We start from the raw sequence: 25,446 nt of genomic DNA, 5'->3' as shown, positions 1-25,446 counted from the left end.
CGTCAATAACGCTAGACGTTAAACCGGAACTCCACAACGTCGCCATCGACCATCACGTAGTCCTTACCTTCTTGGCGGACTTTGCCCTGGGCCTTGGCTTCCGCCATGGAACCAGCAGCGTCAAGATCTTCGAAGGAGACGATTTCAGCCTTGATGAAGCCGCGTTCGAAGTCAGAATGGATAACGCCTGCTGCCTGTGGAGCGGTGTCGCCCTTGTGGATGGTCCAGGCGCGTGATTCCTTAGGACCCGCGGTGAGGTAGGTCTGTAGTCCGAGGGTTTCAAATCCTGCACGTGCGAGGGAGTGTAGGCCTGGTTCCGTTTGGCCTACAGCTTCGAGGAGTTCTGCTGCTTCGTCTTCTTCGAGTTCAAGAAGTTCGGTTTCAGTTTGTGCGTCAAGGAATACGCAGTCTGCTGGCGCGACTAGTGCGCGGAGTTCGTCCTTCTTGGCGTCGTCGGTGAGCACTTTTTCGTCGGAGTTGAAGACGTAGAGGAAAGGCTTTGCTGTCATCAGGTGGAGATCGCGCAGGAGGGCCAGATCAATGTCGCCAGCTTTTGCTGCAGAGAACAAGGTGCGGTCATCGCTCAAGATCGCAAGGGCTTTTTTGGTCTCATCTACGACTTCGCCAAGTCCCTTGTCTTTGCGTGCATCCTTTTCGAGGCGTGGGAGTGCTTTTTCCACGGTCTGCAGGTCGGCGAGGATCAGCTCGGTGTTGATCACAGAGATATCGGTTGCTGGGTTAACTTCACCATCGACGTGAATGACGTTTTCGTCAGCGAATGCGCGCACAACCTGACAGATAGCGTCTGCTTCGCGGATGTTGGCAAGGAAAGCGTTGCCCATTCCTTCGCCTTCGGAAGCTCCCTTAACGATTCCGGCGATGTCAACGAAAGACACGGTTGCTGGCAGGATGCGCTCAGAGCCGAAGATTTCAGAAAGGCGTTCAAGGCGAGCGTCTGGAAGCTCGACAAGGCCCACGTTTGGCTCGATGGTGGCGAACGGGTAGTTCGCTGCGAGCACGTCATTGCGAGTCAGGGCGTTGAACAGGGTGGACTTGCCAACGTTGGGCAGGCCGACGATTCCAAGAGTAAGGGTCACAGGCACATATCCTAGCAATCGTTGGGTAAGAACCTAATCAGGAGGCACAAAACAGTGCCCAGAGCATTGTCGACTGCCTCCAAAAAGGTGAAATTTCGCTTCACATAACTGGCGGCCATTACACCCTTGCACGAACAACTGCTACATTATCTATCATATTTTATTCATTAATATTGTTGCCGGAGGCATCATTTCCTTGAAGCTCTTCATATCCCGCGCACTCATCGCCGGTACTGTTTCTTTGACTCTTTTCTCTTCACCGCTCGCTTCCGCACAGAGCTCGGGACTCAGTTCAGTACTAAGTTCCGAAGACAGCTCAGCAACTAATTCAGAGCAGGACTTTGAGAAAAGCTCCGAATCCGGATCTTCCGCCCAGGATTTCATCGCGCTTTCTACTGCCAACCCAGATCTCACTGGCGGTTCTGTTGAAGGCTTGCTGAGTTCGATGTCGCTGATTGGTTCGTCCCAGTTGCCTCTTGGAGGCCCGCTCTTGAGTAGTGATTCCAACTATCCGCTCGAGACAGACCCCTCGATTACTGAGGCAAGAATCGTCGAAAAGCGTGTTTTAAATGGTCTTCGACTGGAAAAATGGTCTGTTGCGTCGCCTTCGATGCAGCGCAATGTGGATGTGCAGATCATGAAGTCCGCGGAGGCGGACTCCCCTGCTCCGATGCTGTACATGCTTGATGGAATCGGCGGAAATAAGAATTCTTCTGGTTGGATCAATGGTGGCGAGGGTCCGAAGGTTTTCGCGGATGAAAATGTGACTGTAGTAATGCCGTTGGGTGCTGCTTCATCCATGTACTCGGATTGGTTGGAAGAGGACCCTGCGCTAGGGCGCATCAAGTGGGAAACTTTTATCGTCGAGGAGCTCGCGCCCCTGCTTGAGGCTGAGGAAGAGCTGAACTTCAATGGTCACCGTGGCATCGGCGGATTATCCATGGGTGCTACTGGTGCGGTTCATTTAGCTAACTCGAACCCTGATCTCTTTGATGGAGTCATTGGCATCTCTGGTTGCTACTCCACGCTTGATCCCATTGGACAAACCACGGTGTCACTAATTGTTAATTCTCGCGGTGGCAATGTAGAAAATATGTGGGGTCCCACTGGTTCTGAAACTTGGAAAGCTCACGATGTCACATCAAATCCTGAGGGGCTGCGCGACATGGCTGTCTATTTGTCAGCTGCGAACGGAGTTGTAGATGACATCGATTTGGCGGATTCCGAGAAAGAGCCTTTCTACAATTTGCTGGCTGGCGTAGTGCTTGAGCGTGGTTCGCTGAGCTGCACAGAGGCATTGGATGAGTCGATGAGCAGGGCCGGCATGAACCATCAAGTGGTGGACTACAAAGATTCCGGAACGCACAATTGGCGCAACTTTAATCCACAGTTACAGCCTGGCTGGGATGCGATCAAGCACGCTCTTTACTAGAGCACTGGCCTTATTCGTTTGATAACAAACGCGCTATCACTCCTTGCAGTGACAGCGCGTTTTTGCGGTTTTTGCATCATTTCGTACACAGCATGGAAATCCATGCGAATTCTTCCCTATATCACTGTTAAGATCATTTCAGTTGTATTTTAGTCACCCCATTTTCCAGATTGCGGCCACATCAGGCTGAGAACGAGGAGAGCATCAGGTTCGGACCACACACAGGACTGTTCCTTTGCTTGGGGAATTCTTATTGGTCCTTTGTGCATGACTGGAGACTCGTTAAGATGTCAGCTCCACAACATACGCCTCCGACGTCCCCTCAGAAGGGCGAACGCCGCGAAGTTTTCTCATCCCGTTCTGTCTTTATTCTCGCCGCTATTGGTTCTGCGGTTGGTTTGGGCAATATTTGGCGCTTCCCTTATGTCGCTTATGACAATGGTGGCGGTGCCTTCCTTATTCCTTATGCGATCGCGTTGCTCACCGCGGGTATTCCGCTGTTGTTTCTCGATTTCGCGATCGGTCACCGCTATAGGGGTTCGGCGCCTCTTGCTTTCCGACGTTTCAAGAAACAAACCGAAACCATCGGCTGGATTCAGGTCGGAATCGCTTTCTTCATTACCATTTATTACGCCGCGATCATTGGCTGGGCTGGGCTTTATGCTTTCAAGTCCTTGAATAAGGCGTGGGGTGCTGATCCTGACACCTATTTCTTCTCTGACTTCTTGAACTTTGATTCTGAAGCAGTTGTGTCCATGGATATCGTTCCGCAGATCGCCATTGCACTGTTTATTGTGTGGATCGCCGCTATTGTGGTTCTTGCGATCGGTGTGGATAAGGGCATTGGTCGTGTGAGCATGGTGTTCATGCCGTTGCTGGTGATCATCTTCCTCATTGTGGTTATCCAAGCGGTCCTGCTTCCTGGTGCTGAAATTGGTTTGGATGCGCTGTTTACTCCTAACTGGGAAGCTCTGAAGAACCCGACCGTGTGGATCGCTGCTTACGGCCAGATCTTCTTTTCACTGTCTGTGGGATTCGGCATCATGCTTACCTACTCCTCGTACCTGAAGCCTCGCACCAACCTCACCAGCACTGGTTTGGTTACTGGTTTTGCGAACTCCTCTTTCGAGGTGCTGGCCGGTATCGGTGTTTTCGCAGCGCTGGGCTTCATGGCTGCAAATGCTGGCGTTGGTGTGGATGAAGTCGCGACCTCCGGCATTGGCCTTGCCTTCGTTGCTTTCCCTGCGATCATCAACGAAATGCCTCTGGGCGGACTGTTCGGATTCCTCTTCTTCAGCTCATTGACCATCGCGGGCTTTACTTCCCTGTTCTCTCTGTTGGAAGTGGTTGTTTCCGCAGTGAAGGATAAGTTCGGTCTGAATCGTAAAGCCACTGCGATTGGCGTGGGCGTTGTCATGGCTCTGCTGTCCCTGGGTCTGTTCTCCACCACCTCTGGTCTGGCAACGCTGGACATCATGGACAAGTTCACCAACAACATCGGCATTGTTGCCGTTGCGTTGATCGCAGTGGTTTCCATCGACTGGGTCCTGCGTCGCATCGATGAATTCTCCACCCACCTCAACGCGATCTCCGCATTCAAGGTGAACACCATTTGGCGCATCTCCGTTGTCAACATCACCACCTTGGTTCTGGGCTCCACCCTTGCTCTTGAGCTCACCTCCCTGATCAATGAGCCTTACGGCGGTTATACCGTGCTGCAAAATGGCCTCTTTGGCTGGGGCGTGCTGGCTGTCATCCTGGTGGCTGCATTCCTTTTGCCCATGGTTTCTTGGCCAAAGGGCACGCTTGTCGACGGCCCACCCGGCTCCGACTTCGGCGTTCTGCCGGAGTTCAAGCGTACGCTGCACCGCCCGCGTCGCTGGGCGTCCAATGACCCGATCAGTCCTTTTGATGCCAATGAGGATGCATCACGCTTCCCTACCGTGGCAATCACCAATCCTGAAGCTAAGGAGTCCTAAATCATGGGAACTACTGCAATCATCATGATGGTGTTGTTCATGGTCATCATTTGGGGTGGCCTGGTTTATGCCACCATCGCACTTCGACGCGAACCAGATGAGAAGGTTGGACTGTTTGGAACCTCTCCATATGCCACCGACTCTGTTCTTATTGAGCAAGAGTCTGAACGACCTGCAACGGCCTAAAGATCTCTGTAGGAAACACTCCCGCCACAGTCGCTGGGAGTGTTTCGTGCTTTAAAACCAAGAACCATGCAAAATGGAGAACTGTGGCAACAATGGATGAATTCTCTCAGGTCCCTGACGGTGACCAACATGGCATCAGAGACGACAAAAATGGCGAACCCGTTAAGTCTGCCAGTGCAGAGCCGACTCCAAGCAAAACTTCTGCTCGGCACCGGGATGCAATTGATCGCGTAGACCGCTCGGTGGTCATAGGTGATTACTTCAAGAGGGTGTCCATGTGGAGTTTGCGGTTGGTGTTCGTCGCCGCCGCTGTCTTTATTTTATGGTGGGTCATTGGTCGGTTCTGGCAGGGCGTTTTGCCGGTCACCTTGGCAATCATCATCTGTACTGTGCTGTCCTCACCAAACTCATGGTTGCGGAAGCATGGAGTTCCCAGTGTGGTGTCGGCGTTTATCACCATCGGCACGTTTTTTGCCGTCGTGGGTGCTATTTTGTGGTTAATTGCGCCGAGTATCGCCCAACAATCCCAGGTGTTGTACTTCCAGGCATTTGAGGGCATTTTGAGCATTCAGCTCTGGCTGCAGGGTCCACCGTTGAACTTGGATTCGGGTGATTTGAGCCGCTACTTCAACGAGGCCGCCGCGTGGCTGCAAAACCAGGCAGGTGCCATTGCTGGAGAAATCTTCTCGGGCCTGGGCGCTGCAACCAGTGTGATCGTGACGCTTGGTGTGGTGTTGGTGCTCACATTCTTCTTCCTCAAAGACGGGCACCGGTTCCTCCCGTGGACCAGGAAGATTGGTGGAAAGCAAGCTGGCTGGCACGTCACCGAGCTGCTCACCCGTGCGTGGACCACCTTGTCTGGATTCGTCCGTGCGCAGGCACTGGTCTCTGCGGTTGATGCTGTGTTCATTGGCATCGGTCTACTTATTGTGGGCGTTCCCATGGCGTTGGCGCTGTCGGTGATTACCTTTGTTGCTGGTTTCATTCCCATCATTGGTGCGTTCACCGCAGGTGCGTTGGCAGTGCTCGTGGCATTAGTCTCGCTGGGCTTTACCGAAGCGGTCATCGTGCTGGTTATCGTCGTGGCAGTGCAGCAGCTGGAGGGCAATATTTTGTCACCACTGTTGCAGTCAAAGGCTATGAATTTGCACCCTGTCATCGTGTTGCTGTCGGTAACTGTCGGTGGCACGCTCTTCGGCATTGTCGGTGCATTCTTGGCAGTACCAGTGGCTGCGATGATTGCTGTATTCTTCCGCTATTTCCAGGACATGACTTCACTACGTGCTGGCGAGAAGGTGGCTTCTGATCTGAAGTTTGAAAGCGAATACGGCGAGTTCGCTGGCCGTGCCATGGAAGCCGATGGTGAAATCTTCCGCAGGCGCTACTACCAAGACTTGCTTGGTGGCGACGCTGAGACCAACGAACTGAAAATTCCTGAGTTTTTAGGTGAGGATCGTGAATCGGTAGATCCTAATGAGGTTCGTCGTAAAGAATTGAAACGACGGTTTACCTCGGCAAGGACGGCAACTTCGCAAGCATTCGATAAAATACGCAAGAGAAACTGAGGCTCCATAAAAGCTGCAGAAACTGCAAGTGTAATTAGTAAATAGCAGTTAGATCGGTAAAGTAATCACTCGTGTCACATGGATCAGCATCGTCGAGGAGAAGCTCTAGGCCGCCCCAGCAGACCGCTTTTGTCGGTTTGCCAACGTGGTCTGGACCTTCAGTTGTTTTGGCATCCCTCATTACGGGAATGCTCGTCAGCCTGATGTTAGGCGTGATCGGGCTGCCCTATCAGCTGATTTTCATCATCGCTACTCTCGGTGTGACCTTGCTGGTTGAGGCCCGCGGATTATTCTTGACGGTTGCGTCCATTCCCATTCTGTTTGGTATTTTCACACCACTGACTTCGTGGTTTGTGTCCCAACAAGGCGTGGCTGCGAATGTGTCCCCTGGTGTTTCCGTCACGGAAATCCTCACGGCTGTTTATCCTTTGGCGCAGTTGTTCCCCACCCTGATCATGGTCACTTTGGTGGCGGCATTGATCGCTGTGGTGCGGATTATTCTGCTGCGCAGGAACCAGGAATCTCGTCAGGTTTCTGGGGAACTTACCCGGCGCGCGCAGCGTGAGGCTGAGGAAGCTAATCAGAATGCTGCTCGTCGTGCTCGCGCACAGAGCACGAGGGTACAAAGTTCTAAAACACGTAACCGTCGCGCGCAACCAACCGGCGATACCGGTTCACAAGTCACGGTTGATGAGTTGATCAGGCGTAGCCAGGAGCGCCGGCAAACTGTTGCGCAGCGCCAAACTGAGCGCGGTGTGCCGTTTACTCCAACTCCGGGTCCTGTGGTGGCCCCCAAGCCGCGCCCGAGCGCCCCTGAGGCGCCGGCTCCTACGGATGTGGGTGAGCGTCGACAAGCAGCCCCTAAACGCCGCACCTCGCTCGACGATGATCTGTACAGCTAAAAAATCCCCGCTCATGTGGCGGGGATTTTTCATTCTTGCAATTAATTCTTGTGGCGCAGCACGCGAGGCAGCGCGAAAACAATCTTCTCAGCGGCGGAGGTGACTTCCTCGACGTCGTCGTAGCCGAACTCAGCCAGGCGCTCAATGACGCCCTGGACGAGGATCTCAGGCACGGAAGCGCCGGAGGAGATACCGATGGTCTCTACGCCTTCGAACCATGCTGGGTCGATTTCGCGGGCGTAATCCACCAGGTAGGCGTTATCGGCACCGTTTTGCTTAGCGACCTCAACCAGACGAACCGAGTTGGAGGAGTTGCGGGAACCGACCACAATCATCAGCTCGCAGCGCTCAGCGATAGCCTTGACGGCAACCTGGCGGTTCTGCGTGGCGTAGCAAATATCATCTGACGGTGGATCCTGCAGCTGAGGGAACTTCACCTTCAGCTCGCGGACGATCTCCATGGTCTCGTCCACAGAAAGCGTGGTCTGAGACAGCCAGATCAGGTTTGGTTCATCGTTTAAGAATTCAGGCAGGGTGGCAATGCCAGCAACGCCGTCAACCAGGTGGGTTTTCTCAACGGAATGACCCATGGTGCCCTCTACTTCTTCATGGCCTTCGTGACCGATGAAGAGAATGTGGAATCCCTGCTTATCAAAGCGCTGGACTTCCTTGTGCACTTTGGTGACCAGCGGGCAGGCCGCGTCAATAGCCTTGATGTTTTTAGCTGCAGCTTCTTCGTGGACCATTGGGCTCACGCCGTGTGCAGAGAACACCATGTTGGCACCTTCTGGTGCTTCAGATGCTTCGTTGACAAAAATCGCGCCCTTTTCTGCCAGGGTGTCCACAACGTAACGGTTGTGCACGATTTCTTTACGGACATAAATTGGGGCGCCGTATTCCTCGAGCGCGCGCTCGACGGTTTCCACTGCACGGTCTACGCCGGCACAGTATCCGCGAGGGGCTGCAAGCAGGATCTTCTTTCCGGTTTTGGTTTCGGGGCTGATAACAGGTGAGCTCATGCCTCCCAGCGTATCCAACGTTGAGGCTAAACACCTAGACTGGGAATGCAACCACCCCGACAAAGGCGGGGTAATTCACTTTTAGCTGGTGGAAGAAGGAGAATCACACGCCTGTGTCGTCTGAGAAAGCTTCATCAAAATCAACCCCTGAGGCACCGTGGCCAGTCCGGGAAGTAAATACTCAAGTCAAGCAGTGGATTGAACGGCTTGGCCATTTGTGGGTGGAGGGCCAGCTCGCTCAGATTAATGTGAAGCCCAATTGGAAGCTGTCGTATTTGACGCTTCGTGATGTGGAGCAAGAAATGTCTGTGCAGCTGACCTGCCCGACGGACATTATCCGCAATCGCCCCACACCGCTCAAGGATGGCGACCGCGTGATTGTGTACGGCAAGCCCGCGTTTTATGCAGGCCGCGGCACTTTTTCGCTGTGGGTGACTGATATCCGTCCCGTGGGTATTGGTGAGTTGCTGGCGCGCATTGAGGAGCTGCGTAAAAGGCTTGCCGCGGAGGGTCTTTTTGATCCAGCTCGGAAGAAGCGACTGCCATTTCTGCCCAACCGCGTTGGTTTGATCACGGGACGTGGTTCAGCGGCTGAGCGCGATGTGCTGAGCGTGGCTAAGGATCGCTGGCCGGAAGTGCAGTTTGAGGTGATCAACACGGCAGTTCAGGGCGCTTCAGCTGTTCCTGAAATCATCGAAGCGTTGCGGGTTTTAGATCAGGACCCTCGCGTGGATGTCATCATCATTGCCCGCGGCGGCGGTTCTGTGGAGGATCTGCTCCCCTTCTCTGAGGAGGCCTTGCAGCGCGCAGTCGCGGCAGCGCAGACGCCCGTGGTGTCCGCGATTGGCCACGAACCAGATACGCCGGTGTTGGACAATGTCGCCGACCTTCGCGCGGCGACCCCGACCGATGCAGCAAAGCGCGTGGTGCCTGATGTGGCAGAAGAACGCATGTTGATCAATCAGCTTCGCAGTCGTAGTGCCGCGGCGTTGCGCGGTTGGGTGCAGCGCGAGCAGCAGGCGTTGGCAGCGATTCGCACCAGGCCGGTGCTGGCTGATCCGATGACCCCGATTAACCGCCGACGTGATGAGATTGCCCAGGCTGTGGGCTTGATTAGGCGCGATGTCACCCATCTCGTCCGCACCGAGCAAGCACTGGTGGCGTCGTTGCGCGCACAGGTTTCCGCGCTCGGCCCGTCCGCAACCTTGGCGCGCGGTTATTCCGTGGTGCAGGTTATTCCTCGCGACGGCAGCGCCCCGGAAGTGGTCACCACCATCGAGCAATCACCGCCCGGCAGCCAGCTGCGCATCCGCGTTGCCGACGGCTCCATCACTGCGGCATCCATGGGCACCCAGCAAGCAAACTAAAAACTTAGGAGAATGAAGAAATGACCAATCCAGATATCGTCGGTTCCGGCCAAGGCAACGATTCCTTCGAGCCAGTCGCCCAATTATCCTACGAGCGTGCACGCGATGAACTCGTTGAAATTGTAAAAATTTTGGAGCTCGGCCAAATGGGCCTCGACGAATCCCTCAAATACTGGGAGCGCGGCGAAGCCCTAGCAAAGCGCTGCGAAGAGCACCTGGCCGGCGCCTCAGCGCGCGTCGAGCAAGCATTAAACCAGGCAGAATAATGCTTTTCGACGCATCCCTCTAGTTTTCCATCACCTCAATGAACGGCGCTAACTCCGGTTCATTGCGCAATTGATCCAGCACTGCTTGCAGTGAGGCCTCATTAGTTGGCATGGCCTCCTCCATCAACATCGGAGTGTTCAACCTTGGAAATGCTGTTGCTGCCTGGCTTGCTGGTGCAACCATCACCACTTCCCTTGGACTCACATCAGCCGGATTAGTTGGCGGTTTGATGACGTCCCTCGGACTAGTGTTGGCCATCGTGGCTGTGGTTTTGCGTCGAAAAGCGCAAGGCACCCAAGCGACCATCAGCGTTGTGGAGCACCAGCCCGCCCAATAAATAATTTCTCTCTTCTAATTGCGGAGCCTCATATATTGAGTACGGTATTTTGAAACACCTTCAGCCCCCTTTTTAGGAGCCACAGTGTCTCAGCCTCTCAGCAAGCGTCTCAGCATACGAAAAGCACTCGCCAGCGCCTTCATAGTTGCGCTGGCGTTTTCGCTTTCCCCAGTAGCCAAAGCCCAAGCCAATGAAACTCCGACGATGATCGTGTTGGACAATTCAGGCTCCATGACAGCTCAAGATGCCGGCGGACAGACCCGTATCGATGCAGCAAAACAAGCCTCCACTCAGTTAATTAATGACATCTCCGACCGCACCGACGTAGGTCTGACCTACTACGGCGGAAACACCGGCGAAACAGAAGCAGACGTTGAGATGGGATGCCAAGACGTCACCATCCTTGGCGGCCCCTCCCGAGGAAATGCAGACACCTTAATTGACACGATCAACAGCCTGCAGCCTCGAGGCTTCACCCCCATCGGCAAAGCACTCACCGATACCGCCGCCGAGCTCCCCGAAGGCGGAAACATTGTGTTGGTCTCCGATGGCATCGCCAACTGCACCCCACCGGATGTCTGCGAAGTAGCCCAAGAACTGGCTCAAAGTGGAATCAACCTGGTTATCAACACCATCGGACTAAATGTTGATCCAGCAGCGCGCGAAGAACTGGAGTGCATCGCTGGAGTCGGTGGTGGCACTTACGCGGATGCTTCCGACGCGCAGAGCCTTACCGATGCGCTGACACGAGCCGCCAGTAGGCAATACAACTCTTACACCTCCGATGTGACAAAAATTGATGGGGCATCGGAACAAAGCGCAGCCGTAGAAATTGATGAGGATACAGAACTATTCCTCACCGACCTGCCACAAGAATCCCGCTTTTGGAAAATCCCTGTAGAGCCAGGTGAAACCATCTCAGTTTCTGCCAACACAGTTACCGACCCAACAGTACTCACCATGGGGCAAGGCGGAATCAAGCTTGAAGCCCAACTCCATACTGAAGAGGCTCCACAATACGGCCTGCGTGGTCGGTGCACTCGGGTCTCATTTGATAATTTCAAGCCCGGCCTTGGTGTACGCGGAATCCAAAACGCGTCCGTTGCATCAAAAGAAGTGGGCACCAACAACTGTGACACCGATGCCATCTACCTCGAAATTTCTAGAAGCGGAGATTACCTCAACGGGCAGGACATTCCAACGGAAATCACCATCGAGCGCTTCGGAAAAGTAGATGAATCAACAATCGGAAATGTCACAGAGGAACATAGCTCCGTCGATCTTACCGAGGCTGCAGCATCAGAGGCACACCCTGTCACACCTGGCCAGTGGTTCACATCGGCCGCTGATCTAGATCCCGCAGGTGAGAAAGTCTCCTCCATCATCGTTCCAGGAGAAACCCACTTCTATGCGCTGCCTGTCGACTACGGCCAAGAACTGCGCGCAGCTGTAGAAACAACTTTTGACCAAATCGACAGTTCCGCGCTTGGCACGCATCTTTATATCCAAGCGTTCAGCCCAAACCGGGCAGAGATAGAGCTCACCAATAGAGATACGTCATATGCGGACGACAACGGGCTCAAAACTTTTGGATTCTTCACCCCAGTGAGTGCAGCAAATTTGTTCGAGAAAAGTTCTCAAGGCATATCGCTAAGGAGCCCATGGCAAGGTGGCACCCAATACCTCGCAGTGACATACCTACCAAGTGGTCAAGATGAAGATGTATCCGCAACTGATCAGCTGCCCACATTGGAATATGAACTCGTGGCAGAAGCGTTTGGAGACCCTGTTGACCCACCGGTTTTCGCTTCATTGACGGGAGCAACCCCAAGCACCTCCACCCCCCCATCAGATGTTGCGGAAGATGAACAAATCTCCGAGGCAACAGAAGAAGACTCAAGCAGTTTCCCCATCGTGTGGATTGGGCTGGGTGTCATTGGCTTAGGCATAATCATTGGTTTGATCTTTGCGCTGAGAAGAAAGAATTAAGCCCTAAAAGATAAAGAGTCCGGTGACTGTGTAGAGTCACCGGACTTTCTATATTTAATTCACAAACCTTTGGTGGTTCGACCAATTCTTAATTGGTAGGCAGTGGCTCCGAATTCGCAACTGCGCGAAGCAGATCATTGAATTCTTCATCGGTAGCAGCACCCGAGACCATGACGCGGGCATCGCCCAGATCCATCACACGCAGATCACGCACATCAGATTCCTGTGAGGTGTAAATTCCCACGTCGTGGCCATCAAGATCATAAGACTCAGAAAGATCACGCCAGCGAGTATCATAACCAGCCACAGCATCCTCAACGGTTTCACCAGTTTGAGTGAGCTGAATATAGCCCTCATCTGCGGTGACATATCCAACTACAGATGCCGGGGTGTCATCCACCATGGTGCGTCGAGCTGAATTTGTGGTCCAGCCTTCAGGAGTTTCCGGCAACCTAGTTGCATGATCAGTCATTGCGCGCGCTTCCATTGACATAAAAGTGGAAGCATCAACTTCAGGTACCTGCCCATTTTCAGGGGATCCTGTATTGAAAGAACACATTCCCGTGAATCCCACCGCTACCAACATGATGATCGCGGAGACTACCAACGAGATAATCATGTCTCGACTGCCATCAAAAATTTTCGGTCGTTTCTCAGCCACCCGCCTAGTATGTCACGAGTTTGGTACGAAACCCCCTTTTGGGTGTCCAGAATCCAAAATTCCGGGCACAAAAGTGCAACAATAGATGACGTGCGGGTTGATACAGCCCAAGCGCCGATACATTTATAATGCGCCTAGATACGTGCAACCCACGTAACCAGGTCAGATCAAGTGCCCCAGGAGGCCCTTCAGATGAACCTAAAGAACCCCGAAACGCCAGACCGTAACCTTGCTATGGAGCTGGTGCGAGTTACGGAAGCAGCTGCACTGGCTTCTGGACGTTGGGTTGGACGTGGCATGAAGAATGAAGGCGACGGTGCCGCTGTTGACGCCATGCGCCAGCTCATCAACTCAGTGACCATGAAGGGCGTCGTTGTTATCGGCGAGGGCGAAAAAGACGAAGCTCCAATGCTGTACAACGGCGAAGAGGTCGGAACCGGCTTTGGACCTGAGGTTGATATCGCAGTTGACCCAGTTGACGGCACCACCCTGATGGCTGAGGGTCGCCCCAACGCAATTTCCATTCTCGCAGCTGCAGAGCGTGGCACCATGTACGATCCATCCTCCGTCTTCTACATGAAGAAGATCGCCGTGGGACCTGAGGCCGCAGGCAAGATCGACATCGAAGCTCCAGTTGCCCACAACATCAACGCGGTGGCAAAGTCCAAGGGAATCAACCCTTCCGACGTCACCGTTGTCGTGCTTGACCGTCCTCGCCACATCGAACTGATCGCAGACATTCGTCGTGCAGGCGCAAAGGTTCGTCTCATCTCCGACGGCGACGTTGCAGGTGCAGTTGCAGCAGCTCAGGATTCCAACTCCGTGGACATCATGATGGGCACCGGCGGAACCCCAGAAGGCATCATCACTGCGTGCGCCATGAAGTGCATGGGTGGCGAAATCCAGGGCATCCTGGCCCCAATGAACGATTTCGAGCGCCAGAAGGCACACGACGCTGGTCTGGTTCTTGATCAGGTTCTGCACACCAACGATCTGGTGAGCTCCGACAACTGCTACTTCGTGGCAACCGGTGTGACCAACGGTGACATGCTCCGTGGCGTTTCCTACCGCGCAAACGGCGCAACCACCCGTTCCCTGGTTATGCGCGCAAAGTCAGGCACCATCCGCCACATCGAGTCTGTCCACCAGCTGTCCAAGCTGCAGGAATACTCCGTGGTTGACTACACCACCGCGACCTAAGAGCTCTTAGTTCGAAAAACCGCCGGCCATTGTGGTCGGCGGTTTTTTGCTTGGGGATCCCTACGAGGGATGCCAGTGCAAATGCGATTTAAGAGGTCGAAGATCAAGATTGAGTATTTGTATGGTTCAGGGCTTTGGGCGCTTAGAGGCGAATCTGAGAGGTCACTTTTGGTGGGGCCCGGCCAGTTTTTCTGGCGTCCAAGCACCGACCAAACTAGGTGACCGACCAACCTCACATCTCCTGGCCGTTGGTCATATAAGACGGTTTGTGACAACCTCTGGAAGCCGCACCAACTGAATCCCGGCTTTTGCCTCTGCTAAAGCAGCCGATCCGTGATCTATCTGGAAATAAACGGAGTCGCTACCACGTCGTTGCGTTGTTCTTCATGGTTGTTCACCGGAACACCCAATTTGAGGAGCTCAGGTACCACTCCTTCGCCCACGTGATAGGTTTCCTCCAAATGTGGATAGCCGGAGAAAATGAAGTGGCTCAGACCAATATCGCGGTATCGCAAAATTGCTTGCGCGACTTGCTCATAGGAACCCACCAACGCTGTGCCGGCGCCACCGCGGACTAGCCCAACACCTGCCCAGAGATTCGGTGCAATTTCAAGGGAGCGAGCATCTGCTCCTGCTGTGAATGCTGCCCCTTGTCCATGAAGTTCCGTCATGCGACGCTGACCTTCCGATTGAGAACGCGCAAGCCCTTCCTGAATGCGGGCAACCTCTTCCTGATCAAGTTGGTCAAGAAGATTTTGAGCCACTGACCAGGCTTCATCCTCAGTTGGTCGAGCAATGACATGCAGGCGGATGCCATAGTCTAGTTCGCGGTTTCGCTTATCTGCTTCGGCGCGCACCCGGGCAAGCTTCTCCTCTACCTTTTCCGCAGGTTCACCCCAGGTGAGATAAACATCGGAATGTTGGGCTGCGATTTCGATGCCGAGTTGTGAGGATCCGCCAAAGTAAATCGGTGGGGAAACCTCGGGCTGTTCCTTCAATACCGCGTTTTCCACACTGAGGAATTCACCCTGGAAATTTAGAGGTTCTGCGCTGTTCCATAGGTGATCGATGATCTCTAAGGTTTCATCAGCCTTGTGGTAGCGCTCCTCTTTGGAAGAATAATCAGCGAAAGCGCGCTGTTCATGGTCTTCGCCACCCACCACGACGTTGATGAGCAGGCGGTTATTTGAGAATTTCTGGAAGGCAGCACCCTGCTGCGCGATGATGGTGGGGCTAACTTGGCCTGGTCGAATAGCAACGAGGAATTTCAGTTTTGATGTCCTAGACAGCAGCGCTGCGGTGGTGATCCACGCATCTTCGCACCACAATCCAGTGGGAGTCAGGACGGATTCAAAACCGTTTCGTTCAGCGGCCAGGGCAATTTGGGAGAGGTAATCGAGGTCTGCTGTCCGGCTTCCGGAGTGGAAGCCGAAGCCATGCCCGCCGGCTGTGATTCCGCGAGAATCGCCATAGGTGGGTAGGAACCAGTGCAAGGTAGTGGGATTGTTTTCACTCATTCCTCGAGTAGACCACACGGTCTATATTGATCTCAAAGGTTTCAACCAGCGTGAAACTAATGTGGTCTCGCTGGCTTGAAAACCATCTAAAAACCAGCGAAATCACACGTCTAGCTGCTTAGGCTCACCGGACGGCTCAGTGCTTTACCAATGTTGGTACCCACAGGAGTGCCGTTGAGGGCATACTCCCCCACTGCATTCTTGGCCAGGAACACCGGGTTGTTTGAGGACACGGTACGCACATTGCGCCAGTGGCGATCAATGGAATGCTCACCAAGCACTGCAGATGCACCCACCGCATCGAAAACGTTGGATGTCACCACCAAAGCTTGTCCGGAGACGATGGGCCAGAGCGCTGCAACAATAGCGTCCGCCTCGTTGAAGGCTTCGGGGGTTACGATCGTGGCGGCGTTGGAAACGTGGCGGGTGGCGTCGAGAAGCGCTCCACGAATAACGGTGACTCGGCTGCGTGCGTCGCCGATCGCTATGGTTGCGGCCGGATCGCTGCGGCGCTCGACGCCAGGGTTCCACGCATTTCTGGTGGAGGATTGGGCGCGGGCAACCACCTCATCGACAGCTGCTGCGGCACTGCCAACCAGCACGGTCAGCAGGCTCAGCTGCAGATACGTCCACACCAGCGTGGGCGCATCAGTGCGTGGAATGATCCACCGCGGATCCACCTCCAGGTCTTTAAACGTGGTCGTTCCAGAGGCGGTGAGCTTTTGCCCAAACCCGCTCCAATCATCAACAACATCCACGCCCGGCGCGTGCAGATCGACCGGCAAACTGACCAAAGTTTCTTGGCCGTTGAGGTTGCGCAGCAGCGCGGTGGTCCAGGTGTAGTCCGCAAAATAGGTGCCGGTGGTATAAAACTTAGTGCCGTTGAGCACGAAAATCGGTCCGTTTTCAGTCTCCACCTCATCGATGAAGGTCTGCGGATCGCCGTAAACGCCGCGTTTCTCACTTTCGGCGTTGCCCACAAGTCTTCCGGTGGCGACTTCGCGCAGCCAATGGGTGCGGAATTCGCTCTCCGGCGCTTCCAGGAGTAGTTCCACGAAGGCAAAATGTCCGCGCAGGGCTTGGGCGATATTGGAATCGGCGCCCGCGATCTCGATCAGTAACTCAACTACGCTTTCCAGGGAAGCGCCCGCACCGCCTAGTTCTTCGGGCACTCGAAGCCCAGTAAAACCTAGCTCTACCAGCTCTTTAATCTCTTCCACTGGCAAGGCGCGCTGCTGTTCGCGCTCGACGGCGCCGCTTCGAATGCGCTCTAATGCGGGTGCAAAATGGCTCAAAATTTCTTGGCTCATGACAAGGATCCGATCGTGTATTGGGCAGCCACGTGGCCGCCGTTTAAGGCATCTGCGCCAACCTCAAAGGCCTGGGTGGCCTGGCTCAGCACCAAAGGTGCCACCGCTAACTGGGCTTGGTAGGCGCTCAGGTCGACAGCGGCCAGATCGACCTCCGTAGCAGTGCCGGCTTTTGCCTTATCGACGACAAGATCCAGTTCTTGTGCGAAACCCTGAAAGATTTTCTCGACTGCATACGACTTGGCTTTCACCTCACCCACCACCTGTTGCACCTGCGGATCAAAGCGTGGAAGGTCACCACTTCCGTGGCTGAAAATACGGGTGCGGTTTTGTACATAGGTAACAATGTCACGGGTGATTGCCTGCGAAATACCAGTCAACGTAGACAAATGATGTGACTGCGCCAGCGCCTGGAAAGCGCTGGGTGCGGTGTAATCACGGGTGACAATGTCCAGTGGATCTACCACGACTTTTTCAAAGAAGCTGGTTCCGGAGGCAAATAGTTGTTGCCCAAATTCGTCCCAGTAATCCACCAAAACAACGCCTGATGCGTCGCGATCAACAAAGGCGAAAACATCTTGATCTTCCTCATCTTTCGCATGTACTTGAATCCAGTCGGCGTAAAGACTGCCCGTGGAATAGAACTTGGTGTCGCTGAGAACGTAAGACTCGCCTTCCTTTCGGATCTTGGTTTTCAGCTCACCTGGCTTGTTTCCCACTTCAGTCAACGCATTGCCAATGACCACGCCTTTCTCAGCGATTTTTCGCAGCCACTTGGTGCGGTGCTCTGAATAAGGAGCGATCAATAAGCTCTCCACTGCCAAGAAGTGAGGCCGCAATCCCTGCGCGATATTTGAATCTGCAGCGGCCGCTGCCACCAGCACCTCAAATGCTTCTGGAAGGCTAAAACCCAAACCGCCAAATTCAACTGGAATGCGGAGTTTAGTGAACCCACCGGCACTAAGCTGCTTTGCCAAATCACGGCTGAATTCTCGATCCTGTTCGCGCTGCGCAGCCGTTGCTGCGATCTCCGCGAGGACTGGAGCAAGATTGTCGATGATTGTTTGCGGTGAGATCATGAGTGGGCTCCCTGGGAAACTAGTTGGGCGGATATGGAACTGAGATCAATAGTGGCGGTGGAGTTCCGAGCGCCTAGGCGGTAGCTTGCGCCGCGGTGGGTATCGTCCAGGCGATCACCTTTACCGAGCAATTTGTTGCGCAAGGAACCCGGCGCGTATTCCGTCTTGTAGCGGCTAAGTTTTTGCAGCTCAGGCACCACAAAGTCCACGACATCTTCAAAAGTTCCTGGGGTGATGGCATAAGCAAGGTTGAAACCATCAACATCGCTGAGATCCTGGATGCGTGCAAGTTCCGCGGCAACGTTAGCGCCAGATCCCACAAGCACTGGTCCGAAGCCGCCGATGCCGGTTGCCTCACCCAGTTTGCGTACCGTCCACGCACCTTCACCGGTGCCGTTGCTAATGGTGGCTGCAGTGGACTGAATAGCGTTTGACTCAATATTGGTGATCGGTTCATCCAGGTCATACTGCGACAGATCCGCGCCGGTCCATCCAGACATCAAGGTCAGACCACCGACAGGATCGATATAGCGACTGTATTCCTCCAGCTTTGCCTGCGCATCTGCTTCTGTTTCACCAGTGATGATGGTTTGCATCGCAAAGATCTTCACCGCATGTGGATCACGTCCCGCAGCGACCGCAGCAGCGCGAATTTTTGCGACAGTCTTGGTGATTGCCTCCACGGTGCTGGAATTGATAAACACTGCTTCTGCATTCTCACCAGCGAATTTCAATCCGCGCGGCGATGCACCCGCCTGGTAGATCACCGGCGTACGCTGCACACTCGGCTCAGTGATGGCAATGCCCGGCACATCAAAGTACTTGCCATGATGATTAATGGCGTGCACTTTGGAGGAGTCCGTAAAGACACTCGTCTCCGTATTGTTTTGAACAGCATCGTCTTCCCAGGAGCCCTCGAGAAGCTTGTAGATCACTTCCAGGTATTCATCTGCTTTGTCATAGCGCTCATCATGTGGCAGCTGATCGGTGTCACCCATGTTTTGAGCAGCAGAGGGAAGATAGCCAGTAACCACATTCCACCCCACACGCCCATTAGTCAGGTGATCAAGTGTGGCCAGACGCCGCGCAAAAGGATACGGGTGCTCATAGGCAGTACCTGCAGTAATGCCAAACCCGAGGTTCTTTGTGGCATAGGCCATCGCAGAAACAAGAAGGATCGGATCATTGACAGGCACCTGCGCACCACTGCTCAACGCCGCTTCATTACTAGAACCATAAACATCGTAAGTTCCAAGCACATCTGCGATGAAAAGGCCGTCGAAAAGGCCCTTCTCCAAAGTCTTGGCAAGGTGCACCCAGTAATCAAGAGTGTTGTAGTCTCGCGCCTTATCCTTCGGGTGTGTCCACAGTCCTGGGGACTGATGCGCAACGCAGTTCATATCAAATGCGTTGAACAGGATTTTCCGATTCTCCTGTGTTGTGTTCTCGGCCGTGGCCATGTTCTGCTCCTTAATTAAAATAGACATCTTTGTCTAGATTGCGGTCTACTTTATGGAGCGTTGAACATCTGAAACAAGGAGAGCATTCACCCTGAATGAAAACCTCGACGACTCCCCCACCCTGTTGACCTTGAGAAATAGACTGGAATCCCAAAGCGCTTGCATGACGCGGAAAGTTAACATAGGCTAGGTACGTCAAGTTGTTGATACATCAACTTAATTAACTTTTAGAGGAGTACACCATGAGCAAGATCGCCATCATCACCGGTTCCACCCGTCCAGGCCGCGTCAACATTGACGTAGCCAACTGGGTTCTCGAGCGCGCACAAGAGCGCAACGATGCACAGTACGAGCTCGTTGATATCGCCGATTTCAACTTCCCCGTCCTCGACGAAGCAATGCCAGCCGGCTACGGCCAGTATGCAAACGAGCACACCAAGGCATGGGCAGCAAAGATCGCAGAATTTGATGGCTTCATCTTTGTTACCGGCGAATACAACCACTCCGTCCCAGCAGCACTAACCAACGCCCTTTCCTACCTCTCCGCAGAGTGGAACAACAAGGCTGCAGGCATCGTCTCCTACGGCTCCGCAATGGGCGTTCGCGCAGCTGAGCACCTCCGCGGCATCCTTTCCGAGCTTCAGATCGCACACGTTCAAAAGACCGGCCTGCTGAGCATCTTCACCGACTTCGAATACCCTAACTTCAAGCCTTCCGAGCAGGGCATCTCCTCTGTGGACGCTATGCTTGAGCAGCTTGTTGTCTGGACCAAGGCAATGTCCACCATTCGCGAGTCTGCGAACGTCTAAAACTTAAAAACCCCTCACAAAAGTGGCGAGCTCCCCGATTGGGACTCGCCTCTTTTCGTATTCTCACTAAGATCACCCGAGAGACCTTGCCCACCACCCCTTGGAGCTTTCTGCGCACACCCCTTTGGAAGAATTTCACCAAATCCTCACCCGTTTGCGCATCCAACTCCTTGCAGAACACGCCCATCGCTCTACTCCAAGCCCTGCATGGACACCCACAACACCAGGCTTATTCACTTACGACGATGAGGCATTTTCGGGCGTAATTATCCGAAAATTTCCGAGCAGCACAACTAGTGAACGCTGGCTGATCATTGGTTCAGATTGGGAGGATATCAGCCCTTTTCAAAGCAAAGAAAAAGGACATCTCCACATTTCTCCCGCAGCCCCAGAATGGACGGGTCTTGTTTCTCTAGAGGATTTCTATCCTTACCGCGGTTCCGTTATTGGCGATGCACCGTCATCTGTGACCTGGTTTGAGGATGGAATCTGGCACGTTTCCGGGGAAAGAAAGAAGCAATGGGACACCCTCGATCCCCACAGACCCTAGACCGACGAATCCATGAGTTGGGCTTTTAACGGTTTCCTATCCGATGACGCACTGGTTGAACTTATGGGACTGGACTTCCGCAACAGAACAGATTATTTCACAACAGAAGAGCAAAAACTGTACGGAATGGAGCTTAAAACCGCAATCGAAAACCCTGACTCCGCTGCCTTTATCAATCACGTGAGAATCATTCGCGAGAAAAGAGGACGCGAACCACTTAACACCGAACAAGAGGAAAGTCTCCACACTCACCACAAAGCGTTCCACGAATTTTAAAAGAGGGCACGTCGAAGATTCGACGCGCCCTCTTAAAATTTAGTGTCCTACAGCGAGGACACCTGTGAGCGGTGGTACACCAGCGCTGAGCTGAAGTCTTGGTCAGCGGAAGCGTCAATAACTTCTAGAACTGCAAAGAAGTGATCGCCGATTTCCTGGAGATCATGAAGTTTCGTGGTTAGTTGTGCATCAGCGCCTTCAAGGTGAATCGCACCGTTTTCGGTGGATGCCCACCCAAGGTTTTCAAAGCGCTGGTCGGATGGGCCAGAAAGCTTACGCACATGGTCTGCGTGTGCCCCGCCGAGGATAGAAATGCCTAGCTCTTGGCCGGTAACTAATGCCTGCTCGATAGCTGGCCATGAAGAAGAGCTCTTCTGCAAGAAGATGCCTACCAATGGTGGTTCGGCGCTAATGCTGACGAATGAACCAACGATCATGCCCAGAGGCTGATCGGTGTGGGTTGCAATGAAGCTAATTGGGGTTGGTACGTTTCGCAGTACGGAGCGAAGATCAGTTGCGGTGGTGATTGCTGAAGTCATGCACCTAGTAGGCCATTCAGTCTACTTAACTGTCTAGTTTTTCTTCCATATTGGATATTAACCTAGACAATTCAGTCTATATCGAACCGATGAGAGCAATCCCCAAGTATTTCCCACCCCTGTTTTTAGGTACACCTACCGCCGAATTTTGGACGTTAAACAAGCCTGCACCCCCACATTTAGGAGTGGATTGTGCCTTATTTCTCACACTTTCTATTACCCACCTCACTCTAGGGGTGGACTCCAGTGTTTCGCGACAACACAATGAGTAAGCTTGTGACAGCCGTATTTAATTCTCAGTAAGAAATGAGTGATTTCATGACCGAGCAGGAATTCCGTATTGAGCACGACACCATGGGTGAAGTGAAGGTTCCAGCAAAGGCTCTGTGGCAGGCACAGACCCAGCGCGCTGTTGAGAACTTCCCTATCTCTGGTCGTGGTCTGGAATCCGCACAGATCCGCGCAATGGGTCTGCTGAAGGCAGCTTGTGCGCAGGTAAACAAGGACTCCGGTGCGCTGGATGCAGAGAAGGCAGATGCCATCATTGCAGCTGGTAAGGAGATCGCGTCCGGTAAGCATGACGCTGAGTTCCCAATTGATGTGTTCCAGACTGGTTCCGGTACTTCCTCCAACATGAACACCAATGAGGTTATCGCTTCCATCGCGAAGGCTAACGGCGTTGAGGTTCACCCAAATGACCACGTCAACATGGGTCAGTCCTCCAATGACACCTTCCCTACTGCAACTCACGTTGCTGCAACCGAAGCTGCTGTCAATGACCTCATCCCAGGCCTGAAGGTTCTGCACGAGTCTTTGGCGAAGAAGGCTAACGAGTGGTCTGAGGTTGTTAAGTCCGGCCGCACCCACCTGATGGACGCTGTTCCAGTAACCCTGGGCCAGGAGTTCGGTGGCTACGCTCGCCAGATCCAGCTCGGCATCGAGCGCGTTGAGGCTACTCTTCCTCGCCTTGGTGAGCTGGCTATTGGTGGCACCGCTGCTGGTACCGGTATCAACACCTCCGCTGATTTCGGCGGCAAGGTTGTTGCTGAACTGATCAACTTGACCGACGTCAAGGAGCTCAAGGAAGCTGAGAACCACTTCGAGGCTCAGGCTGCACGCGACGCTCTTGTTGAGTTCTCCGGCGCAATGCGCGTTATCGCTGTCTCCTTGTACAAGATCGCTAACGATATCCGCCTCATGGGCTCCGGCCCACTGACCGGTCTTGGCGAGATCCGTCTCCCAGACCTGCAGCCAGGTTCCTCCATCATGCCAGGCAAGGTCAACCCAGTTCTCTGTGAGACCGCTACCCAGGTTTCCGCTCAGGTTATCGGCAATGACGCAGCTGTTGCGTTCTCCGGCACCCAGGGCCAGTTCGAGCTCAACGTGTTCATCCCAGTGATGGCTCGCAACGTGCTTGAGTCCGCTCGCCTGCTGGCTAACACTTCCCGCGTGTTCGCAACCCGTCTCGTTGATGGCATTGAGCCAAACGAGGCACACATGAAGGAGCTCGCTGAGTCTTCACCTTCCATCGTTACCCCACTGAACTCTGCAATCGGCTACGAAGCTGCTGCAAAGGTGGCTAAGACTGCTTTGGCTGAGGGCAAGACCATCCGCCAGACTGTCATCGATTTGGGCTTGGTTGATGGCGAGAAGCTCACCGAGGAAGAGCTGGACAAGCGCCTCGACGTTCTTGCTATGGCTCACACCGAGCGCGAGAACAAGTTCTAAAACTAGAACCCGATAAATAAGGACCTTCACTTCTTAAGAAGTGAAGGTCCCTTTTTCGCTACATATCTAGATCGCGGGGCTTGCCGAAATCTCCGAAATCACCAAAGCCGCCCTGTTGGAGGCGCTCCATCAGATACGGATCTGGGCGCACCTCAATGCCGATCGCGCCGGCCGGTGGCGCGTCAAACGCGCTGTCTTCCCATTCAGCTTCCATTTCAGGAGAGACGACGCGGAAGTCGGTGAAGGTGGTCACCTGGTTGTCGCGCAGCAGGTGCAGGCGCGGGCTTATCGACGTCGGGTTCCCGAGGCCAAAGCGCATCGCGATCCTCACCATCGCGGTGATTCCGTTCATCAGATCTTCGCCGGTGGTCACAGGACGCGCAATCAACAGATCACGATCAGGGACAGCAAAGATGACGCCATCACTTTGGTCCAGGTCAGGTGCCCACTTTGCCAACAGATCGTTGAGGAACAGTGGTGCACTACCCAAGTAGTACGAGTTAGATTCGAAAGCCCAAAATGATGACCCTTCGCTGTCTGATTCAGCGTCGACGAAGGAAGCGTCAACGTTTGCGTCGTAAAGCTCTTGCCAGGTATTGCGGTCCGCAGCCCGCTCTAGGGCGCTGAGGTCATCGAACTCCTCGAGCTCTTTGAGTGGCTGGATGCGGATGGCATGCTCGGTATCGAGCACCAGCGCGATCGACATGTCAGAGGTGAAGGTGCGCAGGATTGAATCGTCGCGGATCTGGCTTTCCCGGTCGAGTCCATGCTCAACTAGATCGTCGCCTTCGCCAGGTGTTGGCAGCAGGCGAAGGCGCAGTGCTTTATACAGGTCAGCAGTAGAAAGATCGTTTAATGTTGCATCGGCCAGCGTGCCGTGAACGAAGCTTTCCACCAGTTCAGGGAGTTGATCAAAGTTATCAAGGCCAGCTGCATTCATCGCGAGGGTGCGCAACGAGACATGTGCTGCCCCGCCATCTGAACGCTGAATCATGGCCGTGTTTCCATCGATATTAATGTGGGCATTCTGGAGTGAAAAACGGTACTCCAATTCACGGCGCAGCATATTTGCACGCGAACGATTCAGCTGTGGCAGATCAGCGTCCGGCAAGAAATCCGCCGCTGTGAGACGACCTTTAGCATCTCGATCAACCTGCTGTTCAATGGGGTCGCCTACCTGACGACCATTACCCTCAAAAACCTCCTGAGGTGAATCTTCAGAGTGTGCGGGCACTGCTGAATTTTCATTCGGGTTTTTGTCTTTGTTCTTTTTCTTACGTCTACTAAAAAATCCAAATGCCATGGGGTGCGCCTCCTTCCCTGGCGTCGTTGCAACCATTTGACCAAATCCTAAGAGGCCAGGTGAAAACCGCCTGCTGCAACAGTGTCAAGTCATCTATGCTATCGCAATTTCAAAATTCCGGTAGGTGCGCAGACAAATCATCGCGCGAATCTTCGAAGTATTTCTGGAGGTATTGTTCCGCCTCTTCGAATTCACCGGCAGCCAAATACTTCAAGATTTGATGGTTCTTTTCCACGTAAATGCTATGGAATGTCTCCACGTTGTAGGTGGCCATGAATCCGATGCGAGCCAGCGCCAACACTTTTCGAGCGTCTGCTGACAACCTAGCCACTCCTGCTAGGTCCACAATCGCCAAGTGAAAAGCACTGTTGGCAGAACCGACAGTTTGCCAATCACCCACGGCATTGGCTGCAGCACCCCTTTCGTAGGCCTCTCGCATTACCCCCAAAGACTGCTCCAGCAACTGAGGATTTTTCCGCGCCGACCTAATCGCAGCAACCTCGATAAATGTGCGGTAAGCATAGATATCTTCCACATCCGACTTGGTGAACGTGTGCACGAAAACCCCACGGTTGGGAATATGATCCACCAGTCCGTCTTGCATGAGTACCCGAAAAGCTTCACGCAGCGTGTTCCGTGAAACGCCAAGTTCTTCTGCCAAAGCAACCTCGGGTAGTCGAGTACCTGGAGTGAGCACTCCTTGATCAATTTTGGCGGTGATTCGAGCCGCTAAATCAAGGGATGCTGCTATTGCCTGCGTCATGTGACTGATCTTAAAGGACTGGGGACACACCTAGGCACTTGCGGGGGTGCTCTGACCATATTCGATGACCATTAATCCCCACGCGGGATTGTGCTATAGGACACATTGGGT

Annotated in this window: 24 protein-coding genes; 14 read left to right on the top strand and 10 right to left on the bottom strand. The window is 53.7% G+C overall.

The features are described 5' to 3' along the window. Window positions 1-11: 11 nt before the first annotated feature. Window positions 12-1,097 carry a redox-regulated ATPase YchF gene (ychF, locus tag CGL_RS05150; RefSeq protein ID WP_011014061.1) on the bottom strand — a complete coding sequence of 362 codons (1,086 nt, stop codon included), beginning with the start codon at window positions 1,095-1,097 and terminating at the stop codon, window positions 12-14. Window positions 1,098-1,293: 196 nt separating this feature from the next. On the opposite strand from ychF, the gene CGL_RS05145 reads away from it, so the two are divergent. The 5 genes from CGL_RS05145 (at window position 1,294) to CGL_RS05125 (ending at window position 7,161) form a co-directional block, all read left to right on the top strand. Then, window positions 1,294-2,529 carry an alpha/beta hydrolase gene (locus CGL_RS05145; RefSeq protein ID WP_011014060.1) on the top strand — a complete coding sequence of 412 codons (1,236 nt, stop codon included), beginning with the start codon at window positions 1,294-1,296 and terminating at the stop codon, window positions 2,527-2,529. 287 nt (window positions 2,530-2,816) lie between these two features. Beyond that, complete coding sequence (locus tag CGL_RS05140) at window positions 2,817-4,508, top strand: sodium-dependent transporter (RefSeq protein WP_011014059.1); 1,692 nt, start codon at window positions 2,817-2,819, stop codon at window positions 4,506-4,508. Window positions 4,509-4,511: 3 nt separating this feature from the next. Continuing rightward, entirely contained in the window at window positions 4,512-4,694 is a 183-nt protein-coding gene (metS, locus tag CGL_RS05135) for a methionine/alanine import NSS transporter subunit MetS (protein ID WP_011014058.1), read from the top strand. A 92-nt stretch (window positions 4,695-4,786) separates the two neighbouring features. Then, a complete protein-coding gene (locus CGL_RS05130) occupies window positions 4,787-6,259 on the top strand; it encodes an AI-2E family transporter (protein ID WP_011014057.1) in 1,473 nt (490 codons plus the stop codon). A gap of 71 nt (window positions 6,260-6,330) precedes the next feature. After that, the gene (locus tag CGL_RS05125; RefSeq protein WP_011265670.1) at window positions 6,331-7,161 is read left to right on the top strand and encodes a DUF6542 domain-containing protein; all 831 of its coding nucleotides are present in this window, start codon (window positions 6,331-6,333) and stop codon (window positions 7,159-7,161) included. Window positions 7,162-7,202: 41 nt separating this feature from the next. Here the strand turns inward: CGL_RS05125 and CGL_RS05120 are convergent, their stop codons facing one another. Continuing rightward, window positions 7,203-8,180, bottom strand: a complete 978-nt coding sequence (locus CGL_RS05120) for a 4-hydroxy-3-methylbut-2-enyl diphosphate reductase (RefSeq protein WP_004568094.1) — start codon at window positions 8,178-8,180, stop codon at window positions 7,203-7,205. A 113-nt stretch (window positions 8,181-8,293) separates the two neighbouring features. Between CGL_RS05120 and xseA the strand changes: the two genes are divergently transcribed. The 4 genes from xseA (at window position 8,294) to CGL_RS05095 (ending at window position 12,140) form a co-directional block, all read left to right on the top strand. Next, complete coding sequence (gene xseA / locus CGL_RS05115) at window positions 8,294-9,547, top strand: exodeoxyribonuclease VII large subunit (RefSeq protein WP_011014055.1); 1,254 nt, start codon at window positions 8,294-8,296, stop codon at window positions 9,545-9,547. A gap of 20 nt (window positions 9,548-9,567) precedes the next feature. Further along, on the top strand, window positions 9,568-9,813 hold the full coding sequence (locus CGL_RS05110) for an exodeoxyribonuclease VII small subunit (RefSeq protein ID WP_003856839.1): 246 nt from the start codon (window positions 9,568-9,570) through the stop codon (window positions 9,811-9,813). Window positions 9,814-9,923: 110 nt separating this feature from the next. After that, window positions 9,924-10,151 carry a hypothetical protein gene (locus CGL_RS05100; RefSeq protein ID WP_011014054.1) on the top strand — a complete coding sequence of 76 codons (228 nt, stop codon included), beginning with the start codon at window positions 9,924-9,926 and terminating at the stop codon, window positions 10,149-10,151. Between the two features lie 84 nt (window positions 10,152-10,235). Further along, window positions 10,236-12,140, top strand: coding sequence for a vWA domain-containing protein (locus tag CGL_RS05095; protein WP_020948547.1), 1,905 nt, complete (start codon window positions 10,236-10,238; stop codon window positions 12,138-12,140). Between the two features lie 88 nt (window positions 12,141-12,228). Here CGL_RS05095 and CGL_RS05090 read toward each other — a convergent pair whose 3' ends face one another. Then, on the bottom strand, window positions 12,229-12,801 hold the full coding sequence (locus CGL_RS05090; protein WP_011265667.1) for a DUF4245 domain-containing protein: 573 nt from the start codon (window positions 12,799-12,801) through the stop codon (window positions 12,229-12,231). A 192-nt stretch (window positions 12,802-12,993) separates the two neighbouring features. Here CGL_RS05090 and glpX point away from each other — a divergent pair, with 192 nt between their 5' ends. Then, on the top strand, window positions 12,994-14,001 hold the full coding sequence (gene glpX / locus CGL_RS05085) for a class II fructose-bisphosphatase (RefSeq protein ID WP_003856830.1): 1,008 nt from the start codon (window positions 12,994-12,996) through the stop codon (window positions 13,999-14,001). A gap of 338 nt (window positions 14,002-14,339) precedes the next feature. On the opposite strand, the gene CGL_RS05080 is transcribed toward glpX, so the two are convergent. From CGL_RS05080 to CGL_RS05065, 4 genes are all read right to left on the bottom strand, one after another. Then, complete coding sequence (locus tag CGL_RS05080; RefSeq protein WP_011014051.1) at window positions 14,340-15,518, bottom strand: LLM class flavin-dependent oxidoreductase; 1,179 nt, start codon at window positions 15,516-15,518, stop codon at window positions 14,340-14,342. Window positions 15,519-15,628: 110 nt separating this feature from the next. Then, a complete protein-coding gene (locus tag CGL_RS05075) occupies window positions 15,629-16,828 on the bottom strand; it encodes an acyl-CoA dehydrogenase family protein (RefSeq protein ID WP_011014050.1) in 1,200 nt (399 codons plus the stop codon). Beyond that, a complete protein-coding gene (locus tag CGL_RS05070) occupies window positions 16,825-17,907 on the bottom strand; it encodes an acyl-CoA dehydrogenase family protein (protein ID WP_011014049.1) in 1,083 nt (360 codons plus the stop codon). Before CGL_RS05070 ends, CGL_RS05075 begins: the two co-directional genes overlap by 4 nt. After that, the gene (locus tag CGL_RS05065; protein WP_011014048.1) at window positions 17,904-19,367 is read right to left on the bottom strand and encodes an LLM class flavin-dependent oxidoreductase; all 1,464 of its coding nucleotides are present in this window, start codon (window positions 19,365-19,367) and stop codon (window positions 17,904-17,906) included. Before CGL_RS05065 ends, CGL_RS05070 begins: the two co-directional genes overlap by 4 nt. Before the next feature lie 242 nt (window positions 19,368-19,609). Between CGL_RS05065 and CGL_RS05060 the strand changes: the two genes are divergently transcribed. The 3 genes from CGL_RS05060 (at window position 19,610) to CGL_RS05050 (ending at window position 21,002) form a co-directional block, all read left to right on the top strand. Then, the gene (locus CGL_RS05060; protein WP_003856821.1) at window positions 19,610-20,176 is read left to right on the top strand and encodes an NADPH-dependent FMN reductase; all 567 of its coding nucleotides are present in this window, start codon (window positions 19,610-19,612) and stop codon (window positions 20,174-20,176) included. Window positions 20,177-20,276: 100 nt separating this feature from the next. After that, window positions 20,277-20,726, top strand: a complete 450-nt coding sequence (locus CGL_RS05055) for a hypothetical protein (protein ID WP_011014047.1) — start codon at window positions 20,277-20,279, stop codon at window positions 20,724-20,726. A gap of 12 nt (window positions 20,727-20,738) precedes the next feature. After that, complete coding sequence (locus tag CGL_RS05050) at window positions 20,739-21,002, top strand: hypothetical protein (RefSeq protein ID WP_011014046.1); 264 nt, start codon at window positions 20,739-20,741, stop codon at window positions 21,000-21,002. Between the two features lie 47 nt (window positions 21,003-21,049). Here the strand turns inward: CGL_RS05050 and CGL_RS05045 are convergent, their stop codons facing one another. Next, on the bottom strand, window positions 21,050-21,541 hold the full coding sequence (locus CGL_RS05045; protein ID WP_011014045.1) for a flavin reductase family protein: 492 nt from the start codon (window positions 21,539-21,541) through the stop codon (window positions 21,050-21,052). Window positions 21,542-21,859: 318 nt separating this feature from the next. Here CGL_RS05045 and CGL_RS05040 point away from each other — a divergent pair, with 318 nt between their 5' ends. Next, a complete protein-coding gene (locus CGL_RS05040; RefSeq protein ID WP_003856814.1) occupies window positions 21,860-23,269 on the top strand; it encodes a class II fumarate hydratase in 1,410 nt (469 codons plus the stop codon). Between the two features lie 58 nt (window positions 23,270-23,327). On the opposite strand, the gene CGL_RS05035 is transcribed toward CGL_RS05040, so the two are convergent. Beyond that, on the bottom strand, window positions 23,328-24,572 hold the full coding sequence (locus tag CGL_RS05035; protein WP_004568112.1) for a hypothetical protein: 1,245 nt from the start codon (window positions 24,570-24,572) through the stop codon (window positions 23,328-23,330). 109 nt (window positions 24,573-24,681) lie between these two features. Then, on the bottom strand, window positions 24,682-25,335 hold the full coding sequence (locus CGL_RS05030; protein WP_011014044.1) for a GntR family transcriptional regulator: 654 nt from the start codon (window positions 25,333-25,335) through the stop codon (window positions 24,682-24,684). Window positions 25,336-25,446: the final 111 nt, after the last annotated feature.

Origin of the sequence: Corynebacterium glutamicum ATCC 13032, assembly GCF_000011325.1 — a bacterium.
GTDB classification, from domain to species: Bacteria; Actinomycetota; Actinomycetes; order Mycobacteriales; family Mycobacteriaceae; genus Corynebacterium; species Corynebacterium glutamicum.
The sequence above is the reverse complement of the archived record's forward strand: the minus strand, read 5'-3'. Positions and strand labels throughout refer to the sequence as shown.

Coding starts and splice junctions, on each gene's coding strand:
- CGL_RS05140 (WP_011014059.1), top strand. CDS start 2,817: ATGTCAGCTCCACAACATACGCCTCCGACGTCCCCTCAGAAGGGCGAA.
- metS (WP_011014058.1), top strand. CDS start 4,512: ATGGGAACTACTGCAATCATCATGATGGTGTTGTTCATGGTCATCATT.
- CGL_RS05130 (WP_011014057.1), top strand. CDS start 4,787: ATGGATGAATTCTCTCAGGTCCCTGACGGTGACCAACATGGCATCAGA.
- CGL_RS05120 (WP_004568094.1), bottom strand. CDS start 8,180: ATGAGCTCACCTGTTATCAGCCCCGAAACCAAAACCGGAAAGAAGATC.
- CGL_RS05110 (WP_003856839.1), top strand. CDS start 9,568: ATGACCAATCCAGATATCGTCGGTTCCGGCCAAGGCAACGATTCCTTC.
- CGL_RS05100 (WP_011014054.1), top strand. CDS start 9,924: ATGGCCTCCTCCATCAACATCGGAGTGTTCAACCTTGGAAATGCTGTT.
- glpX (WP_003856830.1), top strand. CDS start 12,994: ATGAACCTAAAGAACCCCGAAACGCCAGACCGTAACCTTGCTATGGAG.
- CGL_RS05080 (WP_011014051.1), bottom strand. CDS start 15,518: ATGAGTGAAAACAATCCCACTACCTTGCACTGGTTCCTACCCACCTAT.
- CGL_RS05075 (WP_011014050.1), bottom strand. CDS start 16,828: ATGAGCCAAGAAATTTTGAGCCATTTTGCACCCGCATTAGAGCGCATT.
- CGL_RS05070 (WP_011014049.1), bottom strand. CDS start 17,907: ATGATCTCACCGCAAACAATCATCGACAATCTTGCTCCAGTCCTCGCG.
- CGL_RS05065 (WP_011014048.1), bottom strand. CDS start 19,367: ATGGCCACGGCCGAGAACACAACACAGGAGAATCGGAAAATCCTGTTC.
- CGL_RS05060 (WP_003856821.1), top strand. CDS start 19,610: ATGAGCAAGATCGCCATCATCACCGGTTCCACCCGTCCAGGCCGCGTC.
- CGL_RS05050 (WP_011014046.1), top strand. CDS start 20,739: ATGAGTTGGGCTTTTAACGGTTTCCTATCCGATGACGCACTGGTTGAA.
- CGL_RS05045 (WP_011014045.1), bottom strand. CDS start 21,541: ATGACTTCAGCAATCACCACCGCAACTGATCTTCGCTCCGTACTGCGA.
- CGL_RS05040 (WP_003856814.1), top strand. CDS start 21,860: ATGACCGAGCAGGAATTCCGTATTGAGCACGACACCATGGGTGAAGTG.
- CGL_RS05035 (WP_004568112.1), bottom strand. CDS start 24,572: ATGGCATTTGGATTTTTTAGTAGACGTAAGAAAAAGAACAAAGACAAA.
- CGL_RS05030 (WP_011014044.1), bottom strand. CDS start 25,335: ATGACGCAGGCAATAGCAGCATCCCTTGATTTAGCGGCTCGAATCACC.